We start from the raw sequence: 14,036 nt of genomic DNA, 5'->3' as shown, positions 1-14,036 counted from the left end.
GCCCCAGCAGGGGCCGTTGCGTGTGAGGATGGGGGCATGTCGCACGGCGAGGAACTGTTCGCTCTCGGCGGGGACGTGACGACGGAGCCCAGCTTCGAGTCCGCTCTGCGGGGGTACGAGAAGAAACAGGTCGACCGTTATGTCGCACGTGCTGAGCACGAGATCGCGACCCTCGCCTCCGAACGGGAACAGGCGTACACACAGATCCACAAGCTCGCCGGCCAGGTCGAGGTTCTCCAGCGCGACCTGACCCAGGTGCGCAAGCAGATGAACGTCGTCGACCGGGCGTCGTTCCGGCACCTCGGTCCGCGGGTCGAGTCGATCCTCACTCTCGCCGAGGAGCAGGCGGAGCAGATCCTCGCCGACGCGAACGGGGAGATCGAGGCCCGTCGTGCCGCTGCCGAGCACATCATCGAGGAGGCCCGCGAGCAGGCCGCGCGGGCTCTGAAGGACTTCGAGATCGCCCTCGCCGCCCGACGCGCGGAGGAGGAGCGGCACAGCGCCGCGCAGCGCGCCGAGGCGAACGCGGCCCTGCGGTCGGCCAAGGACGAGTCGGCGCAGTTGCGCAAGACCGCGCAGGACGCTCTGGCGAAGGCCCAGCAGGAGGCCACCCAGCTGCGGGATTCCGCCAAGGAGATCCACACCCGGGCCCAGCAGGAGGCCACCAAGCTGCGCGAGACGGCCCGCGAAACGCTGGCCAACGCCCGGCAGGAGGCCAGCGATCTGCGCGATGCCGCCAAGGAGGTGCACGCCAAGGCGCTCCAGGAGGCCAAGCGGCTCACCGACACCGCGACCGAAGCCGGGCGGGCCACCCACGCCAAGGCGCAGCAGGAGGCCAAGCAGATCATCGACGACGCGTCGATGGCCGGTCGGGCCACCCGCGCCAAGGCGCAGCAGGAGGCCGAGCGGCTGACGACGCAGGCCACCGAGGCGGCGAAGCGCAGCCGGGCCGAGACCGAGGCGTACGTGCAGCGCATGCGCACCGAGACCGAGGCGTACGTGCAGCACACCCGGGCGCAGACCCAACAGGAGCTGGGCGCGTGGCGGGCCGGGGTGGAGCAGGAGGTCAACTCCCGTCGGGAGGCGGCCGACCGGGAGTTGGCGCAGCGACGGTCCGCGGCCGAGCAGGAGTTCGCCAAGCGCCGGGACGAGCTGGACAAGCAACACGCGGCGCGCCAGCAGGAGCTGGAGACCGGGCTCGCCAGCCGTCAGCAGGAGCTGGAGAACGGGTTCACCACCCGTCGGGACGAGCTGGAAACCGAATACTCCACCCGGAAGAACGAGCTGGAGACCGAGTACACGGCTCGCAAGAACGAGATCGAGCAGGGCGCGGCCGGCGTCCGTCAGGCGGCCGAGCAGGACGCGGCGGCGTTGCGTCAGCGGTCCGAGGCGGAGGCCGCCGAGCTGCTGAGCGGGGCCGAGGCCGAGGCCAGCGACAAGCGCCGCAAGGCCGACGAGCATGTCGCGGCGTCCCGACGGCAGTTCGAGGAGTACGCGGCCACCACGCAGCAGCACCTGGCCACCACCCAGCAGCACCTGGCGGCGACCCAGCAGGAGTCGGCGGCGGGCCGTCAGCAGTTGGCCCAGGTGATGTTGGAAATCGCCCAGGCCCAGCAGCAGTTGGCGGATCTGCGGCAGGAGACCTGGAAGGCCCGGCAGGAGTCCGACGAGCTCCAGCGTCAGATGTCCGAGCTGCGGTTGCAGAGTGTCGCCGGTCCGATCGACGGCCCGACCGCTCCGGCCGGAGAGGCCAGCGCGAGCGAAGGCGTGCCGGGCGGTGGGGACGACGGCGTGAGCGTTACTGCCGGCGCGGCCTCCGGGCCGGGTGCGGGCGCCGGGCTGACGACGGAGCCCGCCGACACCAGGCAGCCGGTGAACGCCGGTGCGGAGGAGCCCGGGCAGTCCACGACGCGGCCGGTGGCCGAGCCGATGACCACGGTGGACGGTGGCACGGCGAGCGCCGGGGTGGACGGTGAGCCGACAGTGGCCGCCGTTCCGGGCGAGGGTGGCCGGGGCGCCAAACCCACCAAGATCACTAGCACCGGTGAGAACGGCAAGCGACCCACCAAGCCGACCACCGACGAGCGCAGCGCCAAGCCCAGCAAGGTCACCATCGAGAAGGAGTGACGGGCACCCGTCCGTCGAAGCTTCGAAATCTTGGACACTTTCCGTCAGCCGTTGACGGAAAGTGTCCAAGATTCATTTTTGCGTCAGGTGGCGCAGGGGCGCGGTGGGGGTCCAGCCGGCTGCGACGAGGGCGCGGCGGACGGTGTCGGCGACCTCGTCCGGGCGGGCGCGGACCAGCCAGGCCGGGAAGCGCAAAATGCGGTCGCCGGTGGTCCAGACGTCGTTCTGCCGACGCATGTCGGCCGCCCACTGCTTGGCGTCCATGTGGTGCGCGCCATCGATCTCCACCTGCACCCGCCACTCCCGCCAGTACGCGTCCAGCCAGCGGTTCCGGCCGGCCGCGTCGACCCGGTGTTCCTGCAGGTCCGGAGCGGGCAGTCGGTGTCTGCGGCACAGCCGCAGGAAGTCGATCTCCGAGAGCGCCTGCGCGCCGCCCGCGATGTCGCTGATGGTCTGCCCGATCAGCCGCCGACGGGGGGCCCGAGGGAGGACGTCGAGCACCGCCTGCAACTCCTCGGGCAGTACCCGGCGCTGCTGGCAACCAGCGGCCAGCACCGACTGCGCCTCGTCCACGCCGGCCGCCCAGCCCGCCGCGTCCACCAGCGCCCGCGCCGTGGTGGTACGCGGTGGGCGGGCACGTTGGAGATGGGCCTCGGGGAGGACCGTCGTGCGGTGGATCAGGACGGCGGGCATGTCGATCGGAAGTCGACGCAGGGTGGCCCGCGCGGCACGGCGGGCTGCCGGCACCAGCACGTGCAGCGGCTCGCGTCGCAGTCCCCGTACCCCGGCTTCGGCGGCGGCGGACACCCCGGCCAGCACCGCCCCCGGCCCGGCTGCCAGCACCGCCACCCAGAGTTGTTGGTCGTGGGTGAGTCGGCCGTTGCCGGTCAGCAGGATCCCTCGGCAGATCGACCGCCACCGACCGGAGCGAATCCGGCCCCGCACCCGCCCCTCGCTGAGCAACCCGGCGACCTGCGCGGTCGTCAGCACGCCCGCCTGCTCGAAGGCGAGCCAGTCGAGTGCGTCGGCGTCATCGGCGGGCAGCATTCAGACAGCTTTCGTCGTTGAGCGCCGCCCCACCACCAGATCTTGGACAGTTTCCGTCACGGCCTGACGGAAACTGTCCAAGATCTGCACGGATTCGACGGGCCTGGGCGACGTCAGGGGTGGGTGGGGTCCTCGTCGAACTCCGCCCTGCACCAGCCGGGCATCCGCGCAGGGCCACGGCCGGCCGTCGGCCCGGCAGCACCACACGGGTCGCAGCGCGGTGGGCGGCGTCCGCGCGCCGCAGGGTCGGACAACCACTGGGTACGGCCCGAGCCGCTGGGGCGTGGGGTCGACTTTCCGGACCGTTCAATTCGGCCCGAGGCGCCGACGGTGGTTGGGTGGGGCACATTGAGCATCAGATTGACGGTCTCATGGTCGATGGCGACCATGAGGTGGCTACGCTGCTGGCGCGTTGGGAGATGATCAGAAACGGCGCGTTGTCTCGCCGCCAGTCGATCGAACTGATGAAGGAAGTTGTGACCTCATGGACCTGACCGGCGCGCTCTGGCGCACCTCCACTCGCAGCGGCAACAGTGAGTGTGTCGAGGTGGCGGACAACCTGCCCGGGGTCGTGGGGGTGCGGGACAGCAAGGACCCGGCCGGTCCGGTGCTGGTGTTCGCGCCTGCCGCGTGGCGGGCGTTCGTGGCCGTCGCCCGTCGTCCGACGGCCTGAGCCGGGAGGTCCCTGGTGCCACAGCACGACCCGTCCGGCGACGAGCCGGACGTGACCCCCGGTCCCCCGCCAGCCGAAACCCCACAGCCGGCGGAAACGCCACCGCCGGCGCAAGCGCAGCCGACGGAGGCGCAGCCGCCACCGGCAGCGGAAATGCCACCGCCGGTGCCGGTCCCCGTCCCGGGGGTCGACCCGGACGAGCCGCCGGCGGTCCCGTCCGGAAAGTTCGGCACACCCGGGCGGCCACTGCGCCGCAGCAGCTTCCTGCTCGGCTTCACCGGTGCGCTGGGCGTGCTGCTGGCGTACACCCTCTATCTGGGGATTCGCAATGCCGGCGGCATCCTCGTGCTGGTGGTGATCGCGCTCTTCCTCGCGGTCGGCCTCAACCCGGCGGTGGTCCGACTGGGCCGCTGGGGTGTGCCGCACGGCCTGGCGGTGGCGGGAGTCGCCCTGACTGTGGTGCTGCTGCTCTGCGGCGGCATCGTGGCGCTGGTCCCGCCGATCGTCACCCAGTCGGGGCAGTTCATCGACCAGATCCCGAGCCTGCTCGACGAGTTGCGCCGCAACCCGACGGTCAATGACCTGGTGGAGCGGTACGACGTGGTGGAACGGGTGCAGGGCGCGGCCAACGCGGAGACGGTCGGACGGGCGCTCGGCGGGGTGCTGGGCGGCGCACAACTGATCTTCGGCACGGTGTTCCGGACGCTGACCGTGCTGGTGCTGACCATCTACTTCCTGGCGTACTTCGACAAGCTGCGCTCGCTGGGCTACTCGTTGGTGCCCCGGTCGCGGCGGCAGCGGGTGCAGCTGATCGGTGACGAGATCCTCGCCAAGGTGGGCTCGTACATGGTCGGCGCGCTGAGCATCGCGGTGCTGGCCGGCGCGACCACCTTCGTCTTCGCGCTGATCGTCGACCTGCCGTACCCGTTCGCGCTGGCCGTGGTGGTAGCGGTGACCGACCTGATCCCGCAGATCGGCGCCACCCTGGGCGCGGTGATCGTGAGTCTGGTCGGCTTCGCCGCCGACCTGCCCACCGGCATCGCCTGCGCCGTCTTCTTCCTGATCTACCAGCAGGTGGAGAACTACCTCATCTACCCGAAGGTGATGCGGCGTTCGGTGGAGGTCAACGAGGTGGCCGCCCTGCTGGCCGCGCTGCTCGGAGTGGCGCTGCTGGGTGTGGTGGGCGCGCTGATCGCCATCCCCACGGTGGCCGCGCTGCAACTGATCCTGCGCGAGGTGGTGCTGCCCCGCCAGGAGCGCCGCTGAGCGTCAGCCCACCTGACCGGCGACCAGGCCGCGGACGGGCGGGTCAGTCCGCCTTGGTGGCGGCCGGGCCGGGGACGGGCGTGTCGGCGAAGGCGGCCACCGTCCGGTCGGCGTACGCGCTGACGTCGCCGGCCTCCATCGGGCCGTCCCAGGTCGTCGGCAGCGGCACCTCGACGGCCGGGTTGACCCGCTGGACGATCTCGTCGAGCACCGTCTCCGCGTCGCCCACCCACAGGTGCTTGGCGCCCGGCACCCCGACCACCTCGGCCTGTGGCACGGCGGCGAACCGCTCCCGCGCCTCGGTGGGGCGCAGGTAGTCGTCGAACTCCGGCACCAGCGCCACCAGCGGCCTACCCGAGTTGGCCCAGGTGGCCAGGTCCTCGGGGGCGGAGAAGCGCAGCGGCGGGGAGAGCAGGATCGCCCCGGCGATCGCCGGGTCGCAGCCGTACTTCAGCGCCAGGTCGGTGCCGAACGACCAACCGACGAGCCAGATGTTGGGCAGCTCGGCGAACTCCGCGTACTCGATGGCGGCGGCCACGTCGTACCGCTCGCCCACCGCGCCGTCGAAGGCTCCTTCGCTGGTGCCGCGCACGCTGCTGGTGCCCCGGGTGTTGAACCGCAGCACCGCCAGGTCGGCCAGCGCGGGCAGCCGCCAGGCCGCCTTGCGGAACACGTGGCTGTCCATCATCCCGCCGTGGGTCGGTAGCGGGTGCAGGCAGACCAGGGTGGCCACCGGCGGCCGGTCGGCCGGCAGGGCCAGCTCACCGACCAGCCGCAGACCGTCGGCGGTGTGCAGCTCGATGTCCTCCCGGCGGCCGGGCAGGATCGACGACGCGCGGATCGCTGTGCTCACCGCCCAAGTCTGTCGCGAAGCCGCCGCCGCCGCCCGCCCAGGCACGAACAGGGTGACCCATGTCGCTCAGTAGCGCGGGGAGCCCCGGCCACGCTGCACCGCCGGGCCGCGCCGTTCCCGGGCCCGCCAGCAGCCGCTGTGCCAGTGCCGCCGGTCGGTCAGGTCACCCAGGCCGTCCGCCGGCCAGGCCACCAGGTGCGCCACCCCGGGCGGGATCTCCTGGTTACAGCCGGGGCAGCGGTACGTCTTGACCGACGCGCCCGCGCCGATGCCGCGTACCTGCCAGGCGCCGTCGGTCCACTGCTGCACCGACGCGACGCCCTGCCGGACCCGGTCGGCGTCCAGGTTGGCGTTCTCGTCCCGGCGAGGGCGATTGCGACGAGGGCTCACAGTCACCAAGGTTACGGTCACTCCCAGCTCACCGGCTCGCCAAGGTCGTCGGAGACCCGGAGCCCGCCGATAACCGTGCTGACCTCCGCGTCCGTGGGCGACCGCTCCCAGCGGTTCTCGTGCCCCATGGACAGCAGGGTGTTCGGAATGCCGAGCACGTTCCAGAAGTCGCCCATGTCGAACACCGGCCTGCCGGCGATCGTGCGATTGGCCTTGGCCCGGTCGGGCGAGGACGGGCGGGGTGAGTAGGTGAGCCGCACCGGCAAGGTGGCCGCGCCCTGGAGAGCGACAGTCAACGCCGCTTCGGTGTGGTCCGAAGCCGCAACGGCCATCTGCGTCGGCGTCGTCATTCCCCCCACGGTCACGATGCGGGGCCAGGACAGTTGCCGCACCGCCACCTCGCACGCGCTGATCCGGGCACCCGGGGGCAGAGCGGTCAGTTGTATCGGCGCGACACAGCGGCGGGCTTCGTCGAACCGGAGCGCCGCCGCCGCCCGGCGGACCTCGGCGCCGGTCTCCCCGAGAGCCGCGACCCGGACGTACAGGCCCGGGACGGGCTGCCAGCGCAGCACCCAACCCTTCGTGACCGTGTCGAGCTGACGGATCACCCCGTTGTACCTCGATGCGGCGTCGAGGCCCTGGCCGGGCGAGGAAAGGTCCTTGTCGCTGGTGACGGCGCCCGCTCTGTCGGGGCCGATGTCACGAAGCTGGCTCGGATCACCGATCTCGGCGGTCCGTGGGTCCGCGGCAACGATCACCATCGCCTGCACGCCGTCACCCAGGTCCAGTCGCATGCTCTCGACCTGGGCCGCGGAGCGCCAGGCGACCGGCTTCGCCGCTGTCGGATCGACCCCGAAGTGCAGCAACCGCGGGTCCGTGCCGATCAGGGCGGGGCGCTCCGCTGCCCCCGGAATCCCCGGTGCCCGGGGCGGCGTGACCACTACCGGGCTGGGCGTGACGGCCGGCTGCGGCGGCGCGGCCGACGGCGTACGGAGTGCCACACCGGCCCCGAGCAGCACCACGACGCCGAGGGCTGCCCCGATGACGGCACGTCGCCGCCGCCGACGGGCCCGTCCCCCGTTCACCGCTGCCATCAGCAGGCTGTCGGTGTCCACGGGCCCGTCGGCCTGCTCCCGGAGTGCCCGGGCGATCCGCTCGTCGAGGTCGGTCACGGCCGGCTCCCGTTCGTCGTGGGAACGCCGTGGCGCTCCCGCAGCTGGCTGAGCGCCCGCATCGCGTGGGTGCGGACGGTGACCGGGGAACAGCCGAGAATCTGGGCGATCGTCGGGTCGTCGAGGTCCTCGTAGTAGCGCAGCACGAGCACCGCGCGCTGCCGGTCGGGCAGGCCGAGGATCAGCCGCCACATCTCGTCCCGGTCGGCCGCATCGCCGCCCAGGTCCCCGCGCCCCGGCCGGTCGGCGAACTCGGCGGTGGCCAACTCCCTGCTGGATCGGCGGCGCCACCAGGAGGTGTTGGCGTTGACCATCATCCGGCGCACGTAGACGTCCGGGTGGTCGGCACGGGCGATTTTCCGCCAGTGCACGTAGGCGCGCGCCAACACGTCCTGGGTGAGGTCCTCGGCCCGGTGTTCGTCACCGGTCAGCAGCCGGGCCAGCCGGACGAGCGCCGGCCCGCGAGTGCTGACGTATTCCTCGAAGGTCACACCACTCAGACGCCGTCACCGGCGCCCACTGTTGACACCGGTCAGCGGTGCGAGTGGTCGCGGAAGCCGCGGCGGGTCTTGCGGCCCAGGTAGCCGGCGGTGACCAGGTGCTCCAGCAGCGGCGCGGGCGCGAAGCCCGGCTCGCGCAGCTCCAGGTACAGCTCGCGCTGGATGGCCAGGGAGACGTCCAACCCGACCACGTCGAGCAGTTCGAACGGGCCCATCGGGTAGCCGCAGCCCAACTTCATGGCGTGGTCGATGTCGTCGGCCGTCGAGTAGCTGGCCTCCAGCATCTTCACCGCGTCGTTCAGGTACGGGAAGAGCAGCGCGTTGACGATGAAGCCGGACCGGTCGCCGCAGACCACACCGGTCTTGCCGAGCGCGGCGCAGACGGCGCGGGCGGTGGCGGTGGCCTCCGGGGAGGTGCGGATGGTGCGGACGACCTCGACCAACGGCATGACCGGGGCCGGGTTGAAGAAGTGCAGCCCCACCACGTCGGCCGGCCGCTGGGTGGCCATCGCCACGTCGATCACCGGCAGCGACGAGGTGGTGGTCGCCAGCACCACGCCCGGCTTGCAGATCTCGTCGAGGCTGGCGAACAGGGCCTTCTTGACGCTCAGCTCCTCGACGACCGCCTCGACCACCAGGTCGACGTCGGCGAGATGGTCGAGCGTGGCGGACCAGCTGATCCGGCCCAGGGCGGCGTCCCGGTCGGCCTCGGCGAGCTTGCCGCGCACCACGCCCTTGTTCAGCGAGGTCTTGACCGCCTCGCAGACCTTCGCGGACTTCTCCATGCCGCGGGTCACCGAGACGACCTCGTAGCCGGCCTTCGCGAAGACCTCGATGATCCCGGTGGCCATCGTTCCGGAGCCGACCACGCCGACCTTCGCGATGGCGCGCGCGCCGTCGGCGAGCGCGGCGTCAGTGGCCGGCGGCGTCGCCTCGTCCGGTACGACCACCGGGGCGCCGGGCCGCTCGTAGGTGTAGAAGCCCCGGCCCGACTTCCGGCCGAGCAGCCCTGCCGTCACCATCTGCTTGAGCAGCGGCACCGGGGCGTGGCGGCGGTCCCGCCCGCCGCGCCGGTACATGGTGTCCAGGATCTCGTACGCGGTGTCCAGGCCGATCAGGTCCATCAACGCCAGCGGGCCCATCGGCAGGCCGCAGCCGAGCTTCATGGCGGCGTCGATGTCCTCCCGGGTCGCGTAGTGCGACTCGAACATGGCGACGGCGTGGTTGAGGTAGCCGAAGAGCAGCGCGTTGGCGATGAAGCCGGCCCGGTCGTTGATGGTGACGTCGACCTTGCCGAGCCGGGCGCAGAGCGCCTCCACGTCGGCGACCACCTCGGGTGCGGTGACGACGGTGCGGACCACCTCGACCAGCCTCATCACCGGGGCCGGGTTGAAGAAGTGGATGCCGATCACCTGGTTGGGTCGGCTGGTGGCGACCGAGATCTCGGTGACGCTCAACGACGAGGTGTTGGTGGCGAGGATCGTCTCCGGTCGGCAGACCCGGTCCAGTTCCGCGAAGATCCGCTGCTTGAGGTCCAGGTGCTCGGGCACCGCCTCGATGACCAGGTCGACGGAGTGCAGCGCGTCCAGCCCGACAGCGAAGTGCACCCGCTCGTGCAGGGCGTCGCGGTCCGCCTCGGCGAGCTTGCCCTTGGCGACCGCCCGGTCGGTGGAGCCCTTCAGGGTGGCTCGACCGCGCTCCAGCGCGGGCGCGGAGATTTCCACTGCCACCACGTCGATGCCGTTGCGGGCGAAGACCTCGACGATGCCGGCACCCATGGTGCCCAGCCCCACCACACCAACGGTGCTGAACTCGCGCGCCACGACCGGCCTCCCCAGAGACTCCGCACGGCCACTGAACGGCCGCTAAGTTATGCGCGCGAGTCTGCCACGTGACGGTGAGTTGTCGAGACGCCGTGGCATATTTCACCCACGGCTCAGCGGTGCCGCTACCCGGCCGCGACGCTGGTCAGGGCCAACAACTCCGCGACGAACTCCGCCGGGCGCTCCAGGTGCGGGCTGTGCCCGCAACCGGGCAGCACCACCTCGTGGTACGCGCCGCCGGCCGCCGCGTACCGGTCGAGCACCGCCCGGGTCTGGCCGACCATCGGCTGCGGTGGGCAGGCGTCCGCGCCGGGCCAGCCGGGCACGAGGTCCAGCGAACCCAGGTACGCCAGGTCGAAGAGCGAGGTGTCCGAGACGATCACGTCGACGTCGCCGCGTACCCAGGTGACCGGCGGTTTCTCGGCGACGGCCACCAGCTCGTCGGCGAGCCGGAACCAGGTCGGCGCGAGCGCGTTGAGCACCCCGCGCTCCCCCGGCGCGGTGCCCGGCCAGTTCTCCGACGGCACCGCGGTGCCCGGGTAGTTGTCGTCACCGGTGGCGGTGGAGAGCACGGTGTCCAGCAGCAGTTCCTCGTCAGTGCCCAGCGAGGCGGGGTCGGCCACGTAGGTGGCGCGCAGCACGGCGCGCGGGCTGGCCGGCGCGTCAGTGCTCCGGTCGCCGGCCGCGAGGCGGGCGATGAAGTCCGGGTTCGCCGTGCCGGCGCCGGTGCCGGCGAAGTCGGCTGTGGTCGGCGTGCCGGTCAGGTCGCGGGTGCCGCCGAAGCCGTACGGGGAGACCGGCGCGGCGAGCAGCAACGCCCCCACCCGGTGCGGATGGTCGACCAGCAGGCGCATCGCCACCCCGCCGCCGAGGGAGTGCCCGACCACCACCGGGCGCGCGTCGGCGGCGAAGAGCGTCGGGTCGTCCAGCAGTGCGGCCACGTCGTCGGCGAAGTCCCGCAGGCCCCGGGTGGCGTCCACCGGGGCGGTCGCGGTGTCGCCGTACCCCCGCAGGTCGGGGGCGACCACCCGCAGCGTCGGTGGCAGACGGCGGACCAGCGGCTCCCAGAACAGCGCGGACGAGCAGTTGCCGTGGATCAGCAGCACCGGTGTGCCGTCCGGCGGGCCGGCGACCCGTACCGCCTGGGTGATGCCGTTGGCCGTCACGTTCCGCTGCTCGGTCTCCATCCGCGGCATGGTGCCACGGGCGTCCCCGCCGGTCCAGGTGTCGGACCGCCACCCAACGGCGCTGCCCGGTGTGGCAGGCCGCCAGGCGTTCAGCGACGCGAGCCCGGTGGCGCGGCCAGCGGCAACGGCAACGTCGGTCGGACGTCGCGTCGGGACGGGCCGAAGCTGAGCCCCACCGGGTCGGTGAGCGCCACCCCGGGGTCGAACAGGCGCAGTTCGGTACGGCCCAGCCGGATCACGTCACCGTCGGAGAGTCGCTCCACCTCGGTGATCCGCCGGTCGTTGAGCCAGGTGCCGTTGGTGGAGCCCAGGTCCCGCAGGGACGGGCCCTCCGGCGCCAGCCACACCTCGGCGTGGCGACGGCTCAGGTGCGGGTCGTTGATGACCACCTGACCGGTCGGCGCTCGGCCGATCACCTGTATCTCGGCTCGCATACGAAAGCTCGCGCCGCGCATCGGTCCACCCGCGACCGTCAACAGCGGCATCAGTTCCGGATGTTCCTCCATGGACAGTCAGCCCTCCACCCCACACCGTCACTCCGCGCGTCAGCTTGCCATCAGACGGTAGTCGTCAATACCGACCGGCCGGTCAGCCTCTCGTCACCTCCCGGCCACCTGCCGTTCGACGATTCGGGCGGGCCGTATCGGTCACCAACGCCCTGACCTGCACTGATCAACGATCGGCCGGGTTGGTGCGACGCCGCTCCCCCGGCCCCGAATCGCGGACCCTACCGGTGAGTAATCCTCGGGTCTAGACTTCCGCCATGACGGCAGTGCATACCCCGGGCGTTCCGGTCATCGACGCGGGTCAGTTGGTTTCCACCAGCCCGGCGACCGGCGCCGAGGCCGGTCGCCTCCCGGTCGCCACCGACGCCGACGTGCGGCAGGCCGTCGACAGCGCCCGCGCCGCCGGCGAGTGGTGGGCGGGCCTCGGCTTCACCGGCCGCCGCCAGCGGATGCTGCGGTGGCGTGCCCTGCTCGCCAAGCGCATCGAGCAGTTGGCCGAGTTGGTGCACGTCGAGGGCGGGAAGCCGGTCGCCGACGCCATCGTCGAGATCGTCACGGCGATCGAGCACATCGACTGGGCCGCCCGCAACGCCGGCCGCGTGCTCGGTCCACGTCGGGTGCGGTCCCGGCTCATCCTGGCCGAGTTCTCCGGGCACCTCGAATACCAGCCGTACGGCGTGGTCGGCGTGATCGGGCCGTGGAACTATCCGGTCTTCACGCCGATCGGCTCCGCCGCGTACGCCCTCGCCGCCGGCAACGCCGTGGTGCTCAAGCCGAGCGAGTACACGCCCGCCGTCGGCCAGTGGCTGGTGGACAGCTTCGCCGAGGTGGTGCCCGAGCAGCCGGTGTTCACCGCCGTGCACGGGCTGGGCGACGTGGGCGCCGCGCTGTGCCGCTCCGGCGTCGGCAAGCTGGCCTTCACCGGCTCCACCGCCACCGCCCGAAAGGTGATGGCCGCCTGCGCCGAGACGCTGACCCCGGTGCTCATCGAGGGCGGCGGCAAGGACGCCATGATCGTGGACAGCGACGCCGACCTGGACGCGGCCGCCGAGGCGTGTGTCTGGGGCGGCATGACCAACGCCGGCCAGACCTGCATCGGCATCGAGCGGGTGTACGCGGTCGACGCCGTCTTCGACGCCTTCGTCGACAAGGTGGTGACCCGTGCCGGTCGGCTGACGGTCGGGCCGGAGGGCACCGACATCGGCCCGATCACGATGCCCACGCAGATCGACGTGATCCGCCGGCACATCGACGCCGCGATCACGTCCGGCGGGCGTGCCGTGCTCGGCGGCCCGAGCGCCGTGCAACCGCCGTACGTCCACCCCACGGTGCTGGTGGACGTACCGGAGGAGTCGGCTGCCGTCCGCGAGGAGACCTTCGGTCCCACGCTGACCATCAGCCGGGTCCGCGACGCCGACGAGGCCGTCACCCGCGCCAACGCCCTGTCGTACGGCCTCGGGGGTTCGGTCTTCGGCCGGCGGCGTGCGGTGGCCATCGCCCGGCGACTGCGCTCCGGGATGGCGTCGATCAACTCCACGCTGACCTTCGCCGGCATGTCCACCCTGCCGTTCGGCGGTGTCGGCGACTCCGGCTTCGGGCGGATCCACGGGGAGGACGGCCTGCGTGAGTTCGGTCGGTCCAAGGCGATCACCCGACGTCGTGCCCGGTCGCTGCTGCCGTCGATGACCTTCGAGCGCACCCCCGCCGACGTGGCCCGACTCGTGAAGGCCATCAAGGTCATGTACGGGAGGTAAGTGTCGGATAACCGATCATCAACAAGGATCGGTGTATCCACATGTTTATACACCGTGGTCACGGCGGTACATTGCGTTAAATGGGCCCCAATCGATTGCGCTACCGCCTTGTCGACAGTGACCAGTCGTGGAGCGCCCGACGGCGTCGGCACCGCTCGGACTGGTTGGCGCGCACCTTTCCGGACATCGGCGACATGCACGTGGTCGACCTCGGCGGTCGGCTCGGCACCTGGCACCGCGCCACCGTCCGGCCGGCCCGGGTGACAGTCGTCAACCTGGAGCAGCCGCCCGCCGTCGTCCCGGATTGGGCCCACGTCGAGCAGGCCGACGCCTGCGACCTGCCCCCGCGCCTCACCAAGGGCAGCTTCGACCTGGTCTTCTCGAACTCGGTGCTGGAGCACGTGGGCGGGCACGAACGCCGCATTCGCTTCGCCGCCGCCGCCCGCTCACTGGCCGACCGGCACTGGGTGCAGACGCCCTACCGCTACTTCCCCATCGAGCCACACTGGATCGCGCCCGGCATGCAGTTCCTGCCGGTACGACTGCGCACCGCGTTCGCCCGACGCTGGCCGTTGGGACACAAGCCGACCCGCAGCCACGACGCCGCCATCCACCAGGTGCTCTGGACCGAGCTGTTGGACCGCTCGCAGATGCGTCACTACTTCCCCGACTCGACGATGCTGGTGGAGCGGGTGTTCGGTCTGCCGAAGTCACTGATCGCGGTGCGTACCGGGTAGG

The 14,036-nt window shown here is 71.7% G+C and carries 14 protein-coding genes; 6 read left to right on the top strand and 8 right to left on the bottom strand.

All coding sequences use genetic code 11. The annotated features are described in order from the left end of the window. Nucleotides 1-36: 36 nt before the first annotated feature. Nucleotides 37-2,127 (top strand): hypothetical protein, encoded by a 2,091-nt coding sequence (locus OG598_RS32610; RefSeq protein ID WP_328652376.1) that lies wholly within the window; start codon nt 37-39, stop codon nt 2,125-2,127. 72 nt (nt 2,128-2,199) lie between these two features. Here the strand turns inward: OG598_RS32610 and OG598_RS32605 are convergent, their stop codons facing one another. Further along, entirely contained in the window at nt 2,200-3,174 is a 975-nt protein-coding gene (locus OG598_RS32605; RefSeq protein WP_328652375.1) for a DUF559 domain-containing protein, read from the bottom strand. A gap of 338 nt (nt 3,175-3,512) precedes the next feature. Between OG598_RS32605 and OG598_RS33615 the strand changes: the two genes are divergently transcribed. The 3 genes from OG598_RS33615 (at nt 3,513) to OG598_RS32590 (ending at nt 5,113) form a co-directional block, all read left to right on the top strand. Next, complete coding sequence (locus OG598_RS33615; protein WP_442931430.1) at nt 3,513-3,668, top strand: hypothetical protein; 156 nt, start codon at nt 3,513-3,515, stop codon at nt 3,666-3,668. After that, entirely contained in the window at nt 3,659-3,847 is a 189-nt protein-coding gene (locus tag OG598_RS32595; RefSeq protein ID WP_328652373.1) for a DUF397 domain-containing protein, read from the top strand. The genes OG598_RS33615 and OG598_RS32595 overlap by 10 nt, the downstream gene beginning before the upstream one ends. A 153-nt stretch (nt 3,848-4,000) precedes the next feature. Next, the gene (locus OG598_RS32590; RefSeq protein WP_442931543.1) at nt 4,001-5,113 is read left to right on the top strand and encodes an AI-2E family transporter; all 1,113 of its coding nucleotides are present in this window, start codon (nt 4,001-4,003) and stop codon (nt 5,111-5,113) included. Nucleotides 5,114-5,156: 43 nt separating this feature from the next. Here the strand turns inward: OG598_RS32590 and OG598_RS32585 are convergent, their stop codons facing one another. From OG598_RS32585 to OG598_RS32555, 7 genes are all read right to left on the bottom strand, one after another. Further along, nucleotides 5,157-5,966, bottom strand: coding sequence for an alpha/beta hydrolase (locus tag OG598_RS32585; RefSeq protein ID WP_328652371.1), 810 nt, complete (start codon nt 5,964-5,966; stop codon nt 5,157-5,159). 66 nt (nt 5,967-6,032) lie between these two features. Next, nucleotides 6,033-6,362: an ATP/GTP-binding protein gene (locus tag OG598_RS32580; protein WP_124821217.1), complete on the bottom strand. Its 330-nt coding sequence runs from the start codon at nt 6,360-6,362 to the stop codon at nt 6,033-6,035. A gap of 11 nt (nt 6,363-6,373) precedes the next feature. Continuing rightward, nucleotides 6,374-7,528: a hypothetical protein gene (locus tag OG598_RS32575; RefSeq protein ID WP_328652370.1), complete on the bottom strand. Its 1,155-nt coding sequence runs from the start codon at nt 7,526-7,528 to the stop codon at nt 6,374-6,376. Then, nucleotides 7,525-8,019, bottom strand: a complete 495-nt coding sequence (locus OG598_RS32570) for a SigE family RNA polymerase sigma factor (protein ID WP_328652369.1) — start codon at nt 8,017-8,019, stop codon at nt 7,525-7,527. The genes OG598_RS32575 and OG598_RS32570 overlap by 4 nt, the downstream gene beginning before the upstream one ends. 41 nt (nt 8,020-8,060) lie before the next feature. Continuing rightward, nucleotides 8,061-9,851 (bottom strand): 3-hydroxyacyl-CoA dehydrogenase family protein, encoded by a 1,791-nt coding sequence (locus tag OG598_RS32565; RefSeq protein ID WP_328652368.1) that lies wholly within the window; start codon nt 9,849-9,851, stop codon nt 8,061-8,063. A gap of 125 nt (nt 9,852-9,976) precedes the next feature. After that, nucleotides 9,977-11,047, bottom strand: coding sequence for an alpha/beta hydrolase (locus OG598_RS32560; RefSeq protein WP_328652367.1), 1,071 nt, complete (start codon nt 11,045-11,047; stop codon nt 9,977-9,979). 80 nt (nt 11,048-11,127) lie between these two features. After that, entirely contained in the window at nt 11,128-11,493 is a 366-nt protein-coding gene (locus OG598_RS32555; RefSeq protein WP_255750185.1) for an FHA domain-containing protein, read from the bottom strand. A 308-nt stretch (nt 11,494-11,801) separates the two neighbouring features. Here OG598_RS32555 and OG598_RS32550 point away from each other — a divergent pair, with 308 nt between their 5' ends. Then, a complete protein-coding gene (locus OG598_RS32550; RefSeq protein WP_328652366.1) occupies nt 11,802-13,298 on the top strand; it encodes an aldehyde dehydrogenase family protein in 1,497 nt (498 codons plus the stop codon). Nucleotides 13,299-13,378: 80 nt separating this feature from the next. Beyond that, nucleotides 13,379-14,035, top strand: a complete 657-nt coding sequence (locus OG598_RS32545; RefSeq protein WP_328652365.1) for a methyltransferase domain-containing protein — start codon at nt 13,379-13,381, stop codon at nt 14,033-14,035. Nucleotide 14,036: the final 1 nt, after the last annotated feature.

Source organism: Micromonospora sp. NBC_00330, from assembly GCF_036136635.1.
Lineage (GTDB): Bacteria > Actinomycetota > Actinomycetes > Mycobacteriales > Micromonosporaceae > Micromonospora > Micromonospora salmantinae.
This window is presented reverse-complemented; position numbering and strand designations above follow the sequence as displayed.